At 70.3% G+C, this 15423-nt stretch carries 16 protein-coding genes; 8 read left to right on the forward strand and 8 right to left on the reverse strand.

Annotated features, from left to right (window positions below; genetic code table 11):
- The first annotated feature begins 10 nt into the window (after positions 1–10).
- Positions 11–1366, forward strand: coding sequence for a histidine-type phosphatase (locus OG933_RS29155; RefSeq protein ID WP_405629611.1), 1356 nt, complete (start codon positions 11–13; stop codon positions 1364–1366).
- 114 nt (positions 1367–1480) lie between these two features.
- Here OG933_RS29155 and OG933_RS29160 read toward each other — a convergent pair whose 3' ends face one another.
- From OG933_RS29160 to OG933_RS29175, 4 genes are read right to left on the reverse strand one after another with little or no spacing between them, the layout of a single operon-like run.
- On the reverse strand, positions 1481–1900 hold the full coding sequence (locus OG933_RS29160) for a Fur family transcriptional regulator (protein ID WP_028806487.1): 420 nt from the start codon (positions 1898–1900) through the stop codon (positions 1481–1483).
- A gap of 59 nt (positions 1901–1959) precedes the next feature.
- On the reverse strand, positions 1960–2862 hold the full coding sequence (locus OG933_RS29165; protein ID WP_405629614.1) for a metal ABC transporter permease: 903 nt from the start codon (positions 2860–2862) through the stop codon (positions 1960–1962).
- A complete protein-coding gene (locus tag OG933_RS29170) occupies positions 2862–3683 on the reverse strand; it encodes a metal ABC transporter ATP-binding protein (RefSeq protein ID WP_362524624.1) in 822 nt (273 codons plus the stop codon). The genes OG933_RS29165 and OG933_RS29170 overlap by 1 nt, the downstream gene beginning before the upstream one ends.
- A 17-nt stretch (positions 3684–3700) precedes the next feature.
- Positions 3701–4660, reverse strand: coding sequence for a metal ABC transporter substrate-binding protein (locus tag OG933_RS29175; RefSeq protein WP_054244835.1), 960 nt, complete (start codon positions 4658–4660; stop codon positions 3701–3703).
- 173 nt (positions 4661–4833) lie between these two features.
- Here OG933_RS29175 and OG933_RS29180 point away from each other — a divergent pair, with 173 nt between their 5' ends.
- Complete coding sequence (locus OG933_RS29180) at positions 4834–6216, forward strand: glycine--tRNA ligase (RefSeq protein WP_362524621.1); 1383 nt, start codon at positions 4834–4836, stop codon at positions 6214–6216.
- Between the two features lie 82 nt (positions 6217–6298).
- On the opposite strand, the gene OG933_RS29185 is transcribed toward OG933_RS29180, so the two are convergent.
- A complete protein-coding gene (locus tag OG933_RS29185; RefSeq protein WP_405629618.1) occupies positions 6299–7273 on the reverse strand; it encodes an SGNH/GDSL hydrolase family protein in 975 nt (324 codons plus the stop codon).
- A 244-nt stretch (positions 7274–7517) separates the two neighbouring features.
- Entirely contained in the window at positions 7518–7907 is a 390-nt protein-coding gene (locus tag OG933_RS29190; RefSeq protein ID WP_405629621.1) for a hypothetical protein, read from the reverse strand.
- A 165-nt stretch (positions 7908–8072) separates the two neighbouring features.
- On the opposite strand from OG933_RS29190, the gene OG933_RS29195 reads away from it, so the two are divergent.
- The gene (locus tag OG933_RS29195) at positions 8073–8915 is read left to right on the forward strand and encodes a helix-turn-helix transcriptional regulator (RefSeq protein ID WP_362524828.1); all 843 of its coding nucleotides are present in this window, start codon (positions 8073–8075) and stop codon (positions 8913–8915) included.
- Positions 8897–9100, forward strand: a complete 204-nt coding sequence (locus OG933_RS29200; RefSeq protein ID WP_362524614.1) for a DUF397 domain-containing protein — start codon at positions 8897–8899, stop codon at positions 9098–9100. The genes OG933_RS29195 and OG933_RS29200 overlap by 19 nt, the downstream gene beginning before the upstream one ends.
- Here the strand turns inward: OG933_RS29200 and OG933_RS29205 are convergent.
- On the reverse strand, positions 9079–10191 hold the full coding sequence (locus OG933_RS29205) for an endonuclease/exonuclease/phosphatase family protein (protein WP_171397137.1): 1113 nt from the start codon (positions 10189–10191) through the stop codon (positions 9079–9081). The two genes, OG933_RS29200 and OG933_RS29205, sit on opposite strands and share 22 nt — an antisense overlap.
- A gap of 188 nt (positions 10192–10379) precedes the next feature.
- On the opposite strand from OG933_RS29205, the gene OG933_RS29210 reads away from it, so the two are divergent.
- The 3 genes from OG933_RS29210 to OG933_RS29220 are packed head-to-tail and all read left to right on the forward strand — an operon-like array spanning position 10380 to position 12968.
- Positions 10380–11390 carry an aldo/keto reductase gene (locus tag OG933_RS29210; protein ID WP_362524611.1) on the forward strand — a complete coding sequence of 337 codons (1011 nt, stop codon included), beginning with the start codon at positions 10380–10382 and terminating at the stop codon, positions 11388–11390.
- 25 nt (positions 11391–11415) lie between these two features.
- Positions 11416–12012, forward strand: a complete 597-nt coding sequence (locus OG933_RS29215; protein WP_362524609.1) for a TetR family transcriptional regulator — start codon at positions 11416–11418, stop codon at positions 12010–12012.
- Entirely contained in the window at positions 12012–12968 is a 957-nt protein-coding gene (locus OG933_RS29220; protein WP_405629625.1) for a UTP--glucose-1-phosphate uridylyltransferase, read from the forward strand. Before OG933_RS29215 ends, OG933_RS29220 begins: the two co-directional genes overlap by 1 nt.
- Positions 12969–12979: 11 nt before the next feature.
- Here OG933_RS29220 and OG933_RS29225 read toward each other — a convergent pair whose 3' ends face one another.
- On the reverse strand, positions 12980–13915 hold the full coding sequence (locus OG933_RS29225) for a LysR family transcriptional regulator (protein WP_405629628.1): 936 nt from the start codon (positions 13913–13915) through the stop codon (positions 12980–12982).
- A 134-nt stretch (positions 13916–14049) separates the two neighbouring features.
- On the opposite strand from OG933_RS29225, the gene OG933_RS29230 reads away from it, so the two are divergent.
- Entirely contained in the window at positions 14050–15390 is a 1341-nt protein-coding gene (locus OG933_RS29230; RefSeq protein WP_405629630.1) for an MFS transporter, read from the forward strand.
- Positions 15391–15423 lie beyond the last annotated feature (33 nt).

Raw genomic sequence — 15423 nt, forward strand, 5'->3', positions numbered from 1 at the left:
CGGCCCGCACATGAACCGCGTCACCCCCGCCCTCGCCACCGCCCTCGGCGCGCTGGTGCTCACCGCGCTGCCCGCCCACGCCGCCGACACCGGCGGCTCCGGCACACACCTCGCGCACCGCGACAGCTACGGCACGAAAGCCACCTATGCGCCCGAGCAGAGCGCACGCTCCTACCAGCGGCCGCCGGCCGGCTTCACCCCCGTCTTCACGGAGAACGTCTCCCGGCACGGCTCCCGCTCCGCCACCGACAGCGAGGACGGCGACCTGATCCTCGCCCTCTGGGACAAGGCCGAGGCCGCGGGCCAACTCACCGGCAAGGGTGAGGAGTTCGGCCCGAAGGTGCGCGCCCTCCAGGCCGCCATGGCGAAGGTCGGCTACGGCAACCTGAGCGGCCTTGGCAAGGAGGAGATCCAGGACACGGCCGCCCGCACGGCGGCCCGGCTGCCCTCCCTCTTCGCCGGGATCGCGCGCGACGGCGAGAAGATCGACGTCGTCAGCTCCGGCCAGGGCCGGGCCACCGACAGCGCCAACCTGTACGCGGGCGCCCTCGCCGACGCCGACCCGGCCCTGAAGCCGCTGATCGGCGCGACGCGCACCGACAAGGACCTGCTCTACTTCCACAAGGCCGACGGCGGCGCGGCCTACCGCGACTACCTCGCGAACGACCAGCGCCTCGCGGACACCCTGGCAAAGATCACCGACCGGCCGAAGACCCACCGGGCCGCGTACAGCGTCCTGCGGCGCCTGTTCAAGGCCGCCTTCGTCGATCAGCTCGCCGACGCGGACCGGGTCGCCGCGGCCCGGGCTGTCTACAACCTGTACGCCATCGCCCCCGCGATGAGCGAGGAGAGCCCGGGCGGGAAGGGCTGGGGAATGCAGCGGTACCTCTCCACCTCCGACGCCGCCTGGTTCGGGTACCTCAGCGACGCCGAGGACTTCTACGAGAAGGGTCCCGGCTTCGCCGACAGCGACATCACGTACAAGATGGCGGACGTCCTGCTCGACGACTTCTTCCGGCAGGTGGAGGCCAAGCGGTCCGGCACCAGCACCCTGGGCGCCGAACTCCGCTTCACCCACGCCGAGGAGATCATCCCGCTGGCCGCCCTGATGGGCCTGCCCGGCAGCACGAAGCCGGTCACCGCGGATCGGCCGTACACCTACGCCTCGAACCCGTGGCGCGGCGCCGATGTGGCCCCCCTCGCCTCGAACATCCAGTGGGACGTCTACGAGAAGAACGGCCGGTTCCTGGTCCGCATGCTCTACAACGAGCAGGAGACGCCCTTCAAGGCCGCCTGCACCCCGACAGCCAAGGGCAGCAAGTTCTACGACCTGAACGAACTGGAACGCTGCTTCGGCCGAGGCTGAGCAATCCAGCCCGTCCGGCGCTTGAGGACGAGGCCCGTCCAGGGCCGAAAGCGGGGGTCTGGGGGCGCAGCCCCCAGGGTCCGGTCACCCCACCCGACCCGCACGCACAACCGCTCAGCCGCCGGAGGCACCCGCGCAGTCGGAACAGGTGCCGAAGATCTCCACCGTGTGGGCCACGTTGACATAGCCGTGTTCCGCGGCGATGGCCTCAGCCCACTTCTCCACCGCAGGGCCCTCCACCTCCACGGCCTTGCCGCAGACGCGGCAGACGAGGTGGTGGTGGTGCTCGCCGGTGGAGCACCGGCGGTACACCGACTCGCCGTCCGAGGTGCGCAGGACGTCGACCTCACCCGCGTCGGCGAGGGACTGGAGGGTGCGGTAGACCGTGGTCAGACCCACCGAGTCGCCCTTGTGCTTGAGCATGTCGTGCAGATCCTGGGCGCTGCGGAACTCGTCGACCTCGTCGAGCGCCGCCGCCACGGCGGCACGCTGCCGGGTGGAACGGCCCTTCACGGGCGGTCCAGCGGTTGTCACCGTTGCCTCCTCACGTCTGCGGCTTGCCGGGCCATTGTGCCAGCCCCGACTGTGCGCGGTCAGACGCCGGCCTCGTCCCCCGCCGCCCGGGTGGCCGGAATCGCGCACTCCGCCGGATCGCCGGCGGGTTGGGCCGCCGCCAGCGCGCGGGTGCGGCGCCGGGCCAGCGGAGCGGCCAGCACGCTCAGCGCGATGAACGCGGCGATGGTCAGCAGCACGATCGTCGCACCGGGCGGGACGTCCTGGTAGTACGAGGTGACCGTGCCGCCGATGGTCACCGTCACGCCGATCGCCACCGCGATCGCGAAGGTGGCGGCGAAGCTGCGGCTGAGCTGCTGGGCCGCGGCCACCGGGACCACCATCAGGGCCGACACCAGCAGCAGGCCCACCACCCGCATCGCCACCGTCACGGTGACCGCCGCCGTGATCGCCGTCAGCAGGTTCAGCGCGCGGACCGGCAGGCCGGTCACCCGGGCGAACTCCTCGTCCTGGCTGACGGCGAAGAGCTGGCGGCGCAGGCCCAGGGTGACGACGACCACGAAGGCCGCGAGCAGGCAGATCGCCGTGACGTCCGACTCGGAGACGGTGGACAGCGATCCGAACAGGTACGACGTCAGGTTGGCGTTCGAGCCGCCGGGCGCGAGGTTGATGAACATCACGCCGCCGGCCATACCGCCGTAGAAGAGCATGGCGAGGGCGATGTCGCCGCGGGTTCTGCCGTACCAGCGGATCAGTTCCATGGTCACCGCGCCCAGGACCGAGATGGCGGTGGCCATCCACACCGGGGACCAGGACAGCAGGAAGCCCAGGCCGACACCGGTCATCGCGACATGGCCGATGCCGTCGCCCATGAGGGCCTGGCGGCGCTGGACGAGGTAGATGCCGACAGCGGGGGCCGTGATGCCGACCAGGACGGCGGCCAGCAGCGCCCGCTGCATGAAGGCGTAGTTCAGGAAGTCCATCAGCTCAGCAGTCCCGTGCGGATCGGTTCGGCGCCCGCGGGTGCGTGCGGGTGTACGTGGTCGTGGCCGGGCAGCGCGTGCTGGCCGAGGGCGCGCGGGGGCGGGCCGTCGTGCTGGACGCAGCCGTCGCGCAGGACGACCGCCCGGTCGATCAGCGGCTCCAGGGGGCCCAGTTCGTGCAAGACGAGGAGGACCGTCGTATCGGCCGCGACCTGGTCCTTCAGGGTCTGTGCCAGGACCTCCTGGCTGGCCAGGTCGACGCCCGCCATCGGCTCGTCCATGATCAGCAGTTCGGGTTCGGCGGCCAGCGCGCGGGCGATGAGCACGCGCTGGTGCTGGCCGCCGGAGAGGGCGTCGACGTTGTCCCTGGCCCGGTCGGCCATGCCCACGAGGTCCAGGGCGTGCCGTACGGCCTCCCGGTCGGCCTTGCGGAAGACGCCGAAACGGGTGCGGGAGAGCCGGCCCGAGGAGACGATCTCCGTCACCGTGGCCGGGACCCCGCCGGCGGCCGTCGTGCGCTGCGGGACGTATCCGATCCGCGCCCAGTCCCGGAACCGGCGCTGCGGGGTGCCGAACAGCTCGACCTCCCCGGCGCTGACCGGGACCTGCCCGATCACGCTGCGTACGGCGGTCGACTTGCCCGAGCCGTTCGCGCCGAGCAGGGCGACGACCTCACCGCGCCGCACGGTGAGGTCGATGCCCCGCAGGACCGGGCGCGAGCCCAGCTCGGCGCGGACACCGCGCAGGGAGATGACGGACTCCGACGGGACGGACTCCGATGAGCCGGACTCGGCCTTCGCGCCGGTGACGCTCGCGTCCATGACGCCCTCCGTAGAGATCACTTCGTTCCCAGGGCTGTCTTCAGCGCCTTGAGGTTCGCCTCCTGGACCGAGAAGTAGTCCGTGCCCCGGGACTTCTTCGTGATGCCCTCGATCGGGTCGAGGACGTCGGTCTTGAGGTTCGCGTCGGAGGCGATGGTCTTCGCGGTCTTGTCGCTGACGAGCGTCTCGTAGAACACGGTCGTGACGCCGTCGGCCTTCGCCATCTTCTCAAGCTCCTTCACGCGGGCGGCGCTGGGCTCCGACTCGGGGTCGAGGCCGTTGATGGCCTCCTCGGTCAGGCCGTAGCGCTCGGCGAGGTAGCCGAAGGCGGCGTGCGTGGTGACGAAGACCTTGGTCCTCGTGTTCGCCAGCCCGTCCTTGAACTGGGTGTTCAGGGCGCCGAGCTTCTTCACGAGGGCCGCGGTGTTCGCCTTGTAGTCGGCCGCGTGGTCCGGATCGGCCTTCTCGAAGGCCTTGCCGACGCCCTCGGCGACCTGGGAGTAGCGCACCGGGTCGAGCCAGATGTGCGGGTCGAGGCCGGACAGCTCCTCGTTCTCGTGGTCGTCGTGCTCGGCCGCGTGGCCGCCGACCTCGTTGCCGTGCTTCTCCAGCGTGGTGAGGGAGGCGGCGTCGATCTTGGTCTTGATCTCGGACTGGGCCACCGCGTCGTCGACGGAGGGCTGCAGGTCCTTGAGGTAGAGCACCGCGTCGGACTCCTGGAGCGCGGCGGTCTGCTTGGCGCTGATCTCCAGGTCGTGCGGCTCCTGGCCGGGCTCGGTGAGGCTGGTGACGTTCACATGGTCCCCGCCTATCTGCTCGGCGAGGAAGGCCATCGGGTAGAACGACGCGACGACGTCGAACTTGTCCGTGTTGGCCGCGGCCGCGCTGTCGGAGGAGCAGGCGGAGAGGGTGCCGAGGCCGAGGGCCGTGACCGCCGCGACCGCGGTGCCGGATATGAGTCGTCGTCGTACGTTCATGACAGTCATTTTCAACAAATATGGAAACCGTTGTCAACAAAGCCTGGTAACGGCTGGGTAAGGGTCTGGGTAGGGATCCGATTTGGTCGAGGGGGAGTCCCCGCCGGTACCCTGAAGTCTTCTCTGGAAGCGCATCTCGCTTCGCCGCCCGTCGTCGTTATGAAGAGAGCACCGTGGCCGCCGACAAGATCGACACCATCGTCAGCCTGAGCAAGCGCCGTGGCTTCGTATTCCCGTGCAGTGAGATCTACGGCGGCCAGAAGGCCGCCTGGGACTACGGACCGCTGGGTGTCGAGCTCAAGGAGAACCTGAAGCGCCAGTGGTGGCGCTACATGGTGACGTCGCGCGAGGACGTGGTCGGTATCGACTCGTCCGTCATCCTGGCCCCCGAGGTCTGGGTGGCCTCCGGCCACGTCGCCACTTTCTCCGACCCGCTGACCGAGTGCACCTCCTGCCACAAGCGGTTCCGCGCGGACCACCTGGAAGAGGCGTACGAGGCCAAGCACCACCGCCTGCCGGAGAACGGCCTCGCGGACGTGAACTGCCCCAACTGCGGCAACAAGGGCCAGTTCACCGAGCCCAAGCAGTTCTCGGGTCTGCTCTCCACCCACCTCGGCCCCACGCAGGACACCGGCTCCATCGCCTACCTGCGCCCCGAGACCGCCCAGGGCATCTTCACCAACTTCGCCCAGGTGCAGACCACTTCGCGCCGCAAGCCGCCGTTCGGCATCGCGCAGATGGGCAAGTCCTTCCGCAACGAGATCACGCCCGGCAACTTCATCTTCCGCACCCGCGAGTTCGAGCAGATGGAGATGGAGTTCTTCGTCAAGCCGGGCGAGGACGAGACGTGGCAGGAGTACTGGATGGAGCAGCGCTGGAACTGGTACACCGGCCTGGGCCTGCGCGAGGAGAACATGCGGTGGTACGACCACCCGAAGGAGAAGCTCTCCCACTACTCCAAGCGCACCGCTGACATCGAGTACCGCTTCCAGTTCGGCGGCAACGAGTGGGGCGAGCTGGAGGGTGTCGCCAACCGCACCGACTTCGACCTCTCCGCCCACGCCAAGGCCTCCGGCCAGGACCTCTCCTACTTCGACCAGGAGGCCCAGGAGCGCTGGACCCCCTACGTCATCGAGCCCGCGGCCGGTGTCGGCCGCGCGATGCTGGCCTTCCTCCTCGACGCCTACATCGAGGACGAGGCGCCCAACGCCAAGGGCAAGCTGGAGAAGCGGACCGTTCTGCGTCTCGACCACCGCCTGGCCCCGGTGAAGGTCGCGGTCCTGCCGCTGTCCCGCAACCCGGAGCTGTCGCCCAAGGCCAAGGGCCTCGCCGCCGCGCTGCGCCAGAACTGGAACATCGAGTTCGACGACGCCGGCGCCATCGGCCGCCGCTACCGCCGCCAGGACGAGATCGGCACGCCGTACTGCGTGACCGTCGACTTCGACACCCTGGACGACAACGCGGTGACCGTCCGCGAGCGTGACTCGATGAAGCAGGAGCGGGTCTCCCTCGACCAGATCGAGAGCTACCTCGCCGGCCGCCTGATCGGCGCGTAGCCGCTCGCGGCACCCGGCATACCGAGGCCGGCCTCGACGGGGAGTACCCGTCGGGGCCGGCCTCGCGCCGTGTGCGTGCGGGTCAGTTCACGCCCAGGGCGTTCAGGATCGCCGCGGAGACGTGATCGGCGGCGTTCTTGTGGCCCTTGGCGTTGGGGTGCACGAAGGCCACCTCGAGCGGTTCGACGCTGGTGAAGAGGCCCTCCACCCACCGGCCCGCGTCGCAGACGCTGTGGTTGCGGGTGGAGGGGGCGAGGTCGACGAACGCGTCGCCGTGCTCACCGGCCTTCTTCTCGATGGTCGCGTTGAGCGGGTTCAGGACGTCGCTGCGCAGCCAGTTCAGGTCCCCCGCGGTGATCGAGGCGAACTGCTCCAGGTTGTTGTACGCGCACTTGGAGGTGTCCTCCGGGATGACGGTGGGGTAGCCGACGGTCACGATCTTGGCGTGCGGGGCGCGCTCGTGCAGGGTGGCGAGCATGTCGTCGTAGTCCCCGCTCACCTTGGCGAGCCGGCCGGGGATGTTGTCGGCGAGGTCGTCCCGGCACGGCGTGCCCACGCCACCGCTGCCGCTGCCCAGCTGAAGACAGGTGAAGAGGATGTCGGCGAACCCGAGGGTGTTGCCCCCTGCGCCGACCGTGATCACGTCGGTGCCGGAGCGCACCGCCTCGGACTGGGGAGGCACCGGGGGGAACGGGTAGTCCGGGTCCTCGGAGAAGGGCGGCAGGTGCCGGCCGATCGGATGCTGGGCGTTGAAGGTGATGTCCTCGATGGTGGCGGCGCCGCAACTGACGTTGGTCAGCTCGATCAGCGAGCCGAGGTCACGGTCGATGACCTGCGGGTAGGACCGGTCGGTGCGCTCGCAGCCGTCCCGGGGGACTTCGAAGGTATCGCCCGCCGCCGGGATGACTCCGGCGGTGTAGGAGTCGCCCAGGGCGACCCACTCGTAGCCCGCCGCGGCGGCGGGTTGCGCCCCGGCGAGTTGTGCGGGAGCGAGGGCGCCGGCGGTGAGAGCCGCGGCCGAACCGAGCAGGGTCAGTCGAGTGCGGAACCTTGCCACGAATCCTCCAGGGATGCGGTGTTGGCGACGCTTTGACCTTATGAGGCCGGTAACTCAACGCACTAGATCCAATGCGGACAGTTACAGCCTGTGCGGTTCAGGGTCGGGCGCGGGGCGCGCACGGCGCGCTGCGAACGGACGGGTTCGGTATGTCGGCGACATGTGATCTTCGCCGGTCCGTTCCGGCTCGGCGGGTGAGCGGTGTTGCACGATCACGCTCCGTGTCTAGATGGCCTGTTCGTGGTCATTCATGCCGTTCTCGCCGGTGGCTTCGCAGTAGCACGTTCGCGTCGGTCTCCGCGCTCCAGTCGTGCGCCGCGCGGGCGCTCTCCCGACGCGACCCCAGGTCCTCGCACTCGGCGCAGTCCGGCTCCAGGGCGGGCGGACGGGGCGTGCCGATGCCGACCATGAACGGCGCGTCGGTCCGTGCGCGCCGGTTCGCCGCCCGTACGCCCGCGCTCAGCCGCTGCTCGGTGGTTGCCGGCCGCAGCGTCGCCGGGTCGGCCTGCCACTCCCGGCCGCCGCCGACGGGTCGCAGCATCGCGTAGGGCCCGGACCGGTCCTGGTACTCGCCGACCTTGTCCGTCGCGGGGTCGTAGAGCAGGGCGCCCGGCTCGTGCTGCGCGTCGCGCATGTCTTTCGCTCCTTTCACCCAACTTGCATACTAATTGTGACAGTTGGGCTACTCTGCGTGGTGGGGGTCGTCGTCAGGATGGCCCGCGATCGGGATCGGCGCGCCGCTGACGTGGGGCTCGGCGTCGTCGGGCAGCGCATATTCCACAAATTCCGGAGGGGTGAGATGCCGTCGAGGCGGGTGATCACGGGGCGCAGCCAGGAGCCTCGGCGGCGGTTCGCGGAGGAACTGCGCCTACTACGGGCCGAGAAGGGGGACAGCCTGCGGCAACTGGAGGTCGTGCTGGGCTGGAACGCGTCGACGTTCGGGAAGATGGAGGGCGGCCAGAGTCTGGGCAGCCCGGAGATCGTGGAGGCGCTGGACCAGCATTACGGCACGGCCCCGATGCTGCTCACGCTGTGGGAGCTTGCGGTGGCGGATCCGTCGCAGTTCAAGGAGCAGTATCGGCGGTACATGCTGCTCGAGAGTGAGGCGATCAGTCTGTGGCACTTCGGAGGCGGCACCATTCACGGACTGATTCAAACCCCGGAGTACGCAAGCGAGTTGCTCGCCGAGGGTGGTCTCAAGGGCGAAGAGTTGGTTCAGCAGGTCGAAGCGCGCATCGGGCGGCGGAAGGTGCTGGAGGGGGATGAGGCGCCGCCGTTCCGCGTCATCCTGTCCGAGGCGGTGCTGCGGAACTCGCTGCGAGGCCTCCGGGAGTGGCAGAGGCAACTGGAGTACCTGCTGGAGGTGTCGGAACGGCCGAACATCACGCTCTATGTGCTGCCGTACGGCACTGGGCTGCACGGGTTGATGGACACTCCCGTCACCTTTCTGCGGCTGCCGGACGGACGTACCGTCGCCTACGCCGAAAACGTCCTGCGAGGTGAACTGGTCGAGGAAACAAGCAGGGTTGAGGGATTGCAGCGCAGATACGATGGGATTCGTGACCTGGCATCGAGCCCTGCTGAGTCGCGGACGTTCATCTTGCGCATCTTGGAGGAAGTGCCGTGCGAGCCGTCGACCTGAGCAACGTGACATGGCGCAAGAGCAGCTACAGCAACTCGGAAGGCGGCGCCTGCCTTGAAGTCGCCGACAACGCGACCTCCCTCGTCCCCGTCCGGGACAGCAAGGACCCCGGACGGGGTGTGCTGGTGTTCGGGTCGGTGGCCTGGGGCCGCTTCGTCCGTGTCTACAGGTCGACGTCCACGTAGAGGGACGCGTGGTCGGAGGCCTCGTCGGCCTTCGAGGTCACGGTGTCGAAGGACTTGATGCCGTTCGCGAAGATGCCACGGGTCTCCAGGCCGACGTGCTGCACCTCCTGCCACAACTCCGGTGAGAGCAGCAGGTAGTCGAGCTTGTTCCGCTCGCTCTTGCAGTCGCCGTGGGTGCCGGGCAGCCCGCTGTAGGAGCGATGGCTCATCACGTCACGCAGCCCGGTGGCCCCCAGTGCCGCAGCCGTCTCGCTGTCCGGGTCGTCGTTGAGGTCTCCGCCGACGATGACGTGCGGGGTGCGCTCCAGCGCGTCCCGGTAGATCTCCGCGACCCGCTTCGCCTGGGCCAGCCGCAGCTCGGGATCGTCCTGGAACTTGCTCTTCAGGTGGTTGCCGAGGATCACCAGCGGTGTGCCGTTGAGCTGGATTTCGAACTCGGGACAGTCGCGGCTGAAGAGGCGCCTGTTGGGGCGTTCCGGGTCGGTCTCGAAGAGGTGGGACCGGACGGACGTGATCGGGTGCCGGCTGAGGATCCCGATGTCGATGCCCCGGGGGTCGTTGCCGTCGATCAGCAGGGCGTAGGGGTACGGCCGCCTGCCGAGTGCCCCGGCGAGCACCTGCGTGTTGAAGCGCTCCAGGGTGAGGCGGTCCTCGACCTCCACGGTGAGCAGGACGTCGGCGTCGACCTCGGAGACCACGCGGCCGGTGTTGCGCACCACGTCCAGCTCGAAGTCGTCCTGCCCCAGTTCGGCCCAACCGGCCCACGCGAAACGGCCCTTGGCGGTGACCTCGACGCGGGTGCTCTTTCCCGACCCCGTCGTCTTGAACAGTCCCGAGTCCTTGCCCGGCCGGGCCTGGTTCACGAAGATCGGCGGCGGGTCCGTCGGGTCGACGTCGTACGCCCGGTGCTTCTTGATGAGGTCGGCGATCTTCGTCTTGTCGTCGTCCGTGTACAGCGGCCGGTCGAGGAGGGCGACCAGTGTGGCGAAGTCGTCGAGGATCTCCTTGCGCTGCACCGGATCCTCGATGCGGAAGGCCGTGGGTCGGCGGAAGAGGTTCTCCATGTTGAAGGTGGCGATGCGGATGCTCATGGCAGCCTCCATGGCGGCGCGAAGGGCCGCTCGGTCGGCGGCAGGCGCCGCCGGGGTGACTGCGCACCGACACCTCTCATTGTCCTCGGTGTGCACGGCCCGTCGACCGGAGAGATGGTGAATGACAGAGATGGAGTGACAGCTGACAGATGTTGAAATCTGTCAGCTGTCATGTCAGGCTGGTGGGCATGACGATGCGAACCCGTTCCCTCGGCACCACCGGTCCCCAGGTCTCCGCCCTCGGCCTCGGCTGCATGGGCATGTCCGCGCTGTACGGCGACGCGGACCGGACCGAGGGGATCGCGACGATCCACGCCGCCCTCGAGGCCGGCGTGACGCTGCTGGACACCGGCGACTTCTACGGCATGGGACACAACGAGCTGCTGATCGGCGAAGCCCTGCGCTCCGCACCCGCCGCCCGCCGCGAACAGGCGCAGGTGAGCGTGAAGTTCGGCGCCCTGCGCGACCCGGACGGCGGCTGGAGCGGCTACGACGGCCGTCCGGCGGCCGTGAAGAACTTCGCCGCCTACTCCCTCCAGCGCCTGGGCGTCGACCACATCGACGTCTACCGCATCGCCCGGCTCGACCCCGACGTACCGATCGAGGAGACGGTCGGCGCGATCGCCGAGCTGGTCGAGAAGGGGTACGTCCGGCACATCGGCCTCAGCGAGGTCGGCGCCGAGACCATCCGCAAGGCCGCCGCCACCGCGCCGATCGCCGACCTCCAGATCGAGTACGCGCTGATCTCGCGTGGCATCGAGCGGTCGATCCTGCCGGTCACCCGGGAGCTGGGAATCTCCATCACGGCGTACGGCGTGCTGTCGCGCGGGCTGATCTCCGGGCACTTCACCCCCGACCGCAAGCTCGCCGCGAACGACTTCCGGCTCTACTCACCGCGCTTCCAGGGCGACAACCTCCAGCACAACCTGAACCTGGTGGAGGCCCTGCGGAAGATCGCCGAGCAGAAGGGCGTCTCCGTCGCGCAGATCGCGATCGCCTGGGTGCTGGCCCAGGGCGAGGACATCGTGCCGCTGGTGGGCGCCCGGACCAGGGAGCGGCTGGCGGAGTCGCTGGGCGCGCTGGACGTCGTCCTGGAGGCCGCCGACCTCGCCGCGATCGAGGACGCGGTCCCGGCCGACGCGGCCGCCGGTGACCGCTACTCGGCCGCGGCGATGGCCCACCTCGACAGCGAGCGCTGACCCGCCCTCCGGGTACGGTCTGAGCATGTCACCGACCACCGAGACCCTGACCGCCGAGCGCATCCTCGAGGCGACCGAGGAGGTGCTGCGCCGCCACGGCCCGGCCAAGGCCACCGTGGTCGACGTGGCCCGCGCGCTCGGCGTCAGTCACGGCAGCGTCTACCGGCACTTCCGGACGAAGGCGGCGCTGCGCGAGGCGGTCACGAAGCGGTGGCTGGACCGTACGTCCGAGACCCTCTCCGCCATCACCGCCGACGGGACACGCGCCCCGGAGACCCGGCTGCGCGACTGGCTCGCGGCCCTCTTCGAGGCCAAGCGGCGCAAGGCGGGCGACGACCCCGAGCTGTTCGCCACCTACATGGTCCTGACCGGGGAGACCGGCGAGGTGGTCGGCGAGCACCTCGCCGACCTGACCGGCCAGCTCACCCGGATCATCGAGGCGGGAGTGGCGTCGGGCGACTTCGCCGTCCCCGACCCGAGGACCACCGCCGGCGCCGTCTTCCAGGCCACCGGCCGCTTCCACGACCCCGGCTACCACCGGGTGTGGGAGCGGCCGGGTGCCCAGGAGGACTTCACGGCGCTGGTGGACCTGCTGGTGCGGGGACTGCGGGGGCCGGCCTGATGGCGCCGACGATCCGCCGGGCCGTGATCCCCGCCGCCGGCCTGGGCTCGCGGCTGCTGCCCCTCACGAAGGCCATCCCGAAGGAGATGCTCCCGGTCGGCGACAAGCCGGTGATCGAGCACACCGTGCGCGAGCTGGTGGACTCGGGCATCACCGACATCACCATCGTCGTGTCCGGCGGCAAGAGCCTGATCCAGGACCACTTCCGCCCCAACCCGGCCCTCGTCGAGCAGCTCCGCGCCGACGGCAGGACGGCCTACGCGGACGCCGTCGAGGAGGTCGGCGAGCTGGCTCGCAAGGGCCACATCACCTATCTGGACCAGCGCGGTCCGTACGGCAACGGCACGCCGGTGCTGAACGCCGCCCGCTCCTTCGGGGACGAGCCGGTCCTGGTCCTGTGGCCCGACGACGTCTTCGTCGCCGAGACCCCCCGCGCCCAGCAACTGATCCGCGCCTACGAGCAGACCGGCTGCCCGGTGCTGGCCCTGCTGCCGATGGACCCCGCCGACTCCCAGCGCTACGGCGTCCCCGTCGTCAAGGAGGACCTCGGCGACGGGACCCTGCGCATCACCGGCCTCGTCGAGAAACCCGACCCCGCGCGGGCACCGTCGGCGTACGCGGCCATCGGCGGCTACGTCGTCACCCCCGGCATCATCGACGAACTGCGCGAGCAGACCCGCCGCTGGTACGAGCACCGGACCGGTGAGATCTACCTGACCGACGCCATCAACGCCTACGCCCGCGGCCGCGCGGTGTATGGCCAGGTCATCCAGGGCCGCTGGTACGACACCGGCAACCCGGCCGACTACCTCGTCGCCCAGCTGGCCCACGCCCTGGCCCACCCCGAGTACGGGCCGGTGCTGCGGGGGCTGGTCAGCGACCTCGACGCCCGCGGCGACCGGGCCGCTTCCCTCGCACCGACCGAAGAACGATCAGGTCGGTCCCCGCTCGTGTAGACGCGGCGGGTTCAACGCGGGAGCACCCAGCCCGGCGCCCAGGTCCCGGCGGCGTCGTGGCCGGCCGCCGTGGCGTCGAGGTGGGCGCGGAGGGTGGCCAGCGCCGGATGGGGGTTGTCCCGGTGCCAGAGGAGCGAGTGCGGATAGACGGGCGTCGGGTCGGTCACCGGGATGAGGCGCAGGCCGTGGCCGGCGGGCCAGACGAGGCGCGTCTGCCCGCCCATGAAGGTGGCCAGGGCCGGGGTGTCGGCGATGGTGTCGAGAAGGGCGTCGGAGCCGAAGTTGGGGCCGGTCGCCTCGATGGTGAGGCCGAACTCGGCGATCAGGTCGTCGTAGTAGGCGGTCCACTCGGTTCCGGGGGCGAGGCCGGGCATCCAGATCCGGTGCCCGGAGAGCCGGGCCAGGGGCACCGACCGGGCTCCCGCGAGCACGTGGCCGGAGCCGGTGAGGAGCTGGAGCGGCTCGTCGAGCACCCGGACGGACGCGATGTCCTCGGGCAGCGGCCTGCCGGGCGCGGCGACGGCGCGGAAGGACGCGTCGATCGCACCGGACCGGATGGCGGCGACGGCCCTCTCGATGTCGAACAGCATCACCACGTCGAGGTCGATCTCGGGGTGTGCGCGGTGGAAGCCGCGCATCAGGCCCGTCGCCGCGCCGCGTGAGGCGATCACGTCGACGCGCAGCGGCCGGTGGCCGGTGCGCACGGACGCGACCGCGCGCTCGGTGACGCGCAGCAGCTCGCGTGCGTGGGGCAGGAACGCCTGCCCGTCGATGGTGAGTTCGGCGCCGCGCGGGGTGCGGGTGAACAGCCGCACCCCGAGATTGCGCTCCAGCGCGGCGATGCGCTTGGAGACGGCCTGCTGGGTGATCGCCAGCTCGGCGGCGGCCTCCTGGAACTGCCCCGCGTCGGCGGCGACGACGAAGGTCCGGACGGTGTCGAGATCCATGGCGGACACCCTAGAGATACAACCGATGGTTGTGGTCACGTGGTCCTGCGGTTGTTTGATCCCCGGGTGGGGTGCTCGCTTTGATGCTTCCGGACGCGGATCGGTTGTGCGGATGCGAGGCGGGGAGCGGCGGGATGAGAAGCGGGCACCGGCTGGGCGAGCTGCGCGGACATCTGCGCGGACATCTGCCCGGACATCTGCCCGGACATCGGCTGGGGCGGCGGTTCGGGTGGCTCTGGGGTGCGTACGGGACCAGCGCGCTCGGCACCTGGCTCGCCTTCGGCGCGTTCCCGCTGATCGCCGTCCAGGTGCTGCACGCCGGACCGGCCGAGGTCGCCGCGCTGGCCTCCGTGGGGGCCGCGGTGGGCGCGGTCGTGGCGGTGCCGCTCGGCCCGTGGGTGGAGTTCCGCCGTAAGCGGCCGGTGCTGATCGCGATGGACCTGGTGCGGTTCGGGGCCCTGCTGACGATCCCCGCCGCGTTCGCGTGCGGCGTCCTCACCTTCCTGCAGCTCCTGCTGGTCTCCGTCGTCGTCGCGGCGGCCGACATCACCTTCCGTGCCGCCTCCGGCGCCTACCTGAAGACACTGCTGCCGGCCGAGGACCTGCTCGTGGCCAACGCCCGGTTCGAGTCCACCACCTGGACGACCACGATCATCGGCCCGCCACTGGGCGGCCTGGCCATCGGGCTCCTCGGCCCGGTGGCCACGGTGGTGGCCGATGCGGTGAGCTACCTGCTCTCGGCCCTGGGCCTGCGCGCGATGGGCGGGCACGAGCCGCCGGCCGAGCGTCGGGACGCCGTGCGGATGCGGGCCGGAGACCTGCTCGACGGCTGGCGGTACATCCTCGCCGACCCGATGCTGCGTCCCCTGTTCTTCAACACCGCCCTGTTCAACGGCCTGGTGATGGCCACCCAGCCGCTGCTGACCGTCCTGATGCTCGGCCGGCTCGGCTTCGCACCGTGGCAGTACGGCCTCGCCTTCGCCGCGCCCGCGATCGGCGGACTGCTCGGCTCGCGGCTGGCCCGGCCGCTCGTCACCCGGTTCGGGCAGCACCGGATTCTGGCCGGGTCGGGGGTGCTGCGCGCGATCTGGCCCGTCGGCCTGGCGTTCCTCGGTCCTGGCACCGGCGGGCTGCTGCTGGTGATGGGCGTCGAGCTCGGGCTCATCTTCTGCTGCGGGGTCTTCAACCCCGTGTACGCCACCTACCGCCTCGAGCGCACCGCGCCCGACCGGGTCGCCCGCACACTCTCCGCCTGGGCGGTGACGACCAAGGCCTCGACCGCGCTCCTGACCGCCGTCTGGGGCGTGCTGGGCGGCCTGCTCGGCCCGCGTACGGCCATCGGCCTGGCCGGCGTGCTCCTGCTGGCCACCCCGCTGCTGTTGCCGCGTCGCACGGTGGCGCGTCTTTCCGAGCCGGGGCCGGGGCCGAAGCAGGGTCCGGAGCCTGAGCCGGAGGCGGCACCGAACCGTGCCTGACGGGCCCCGGTCAGTTCCGCCCCGAGGTCAGCT

The sequence above is a fragment of the Streptomyces sp. NBC_00016 genome (assembly GCF_045040885.1).
Classification (GTDB): Bacteria; Actinomycetota; Actinomycetes; order Streptomycetales; family Streptomycetaceae; genus Streptomyces; species Streptomyces coriariae.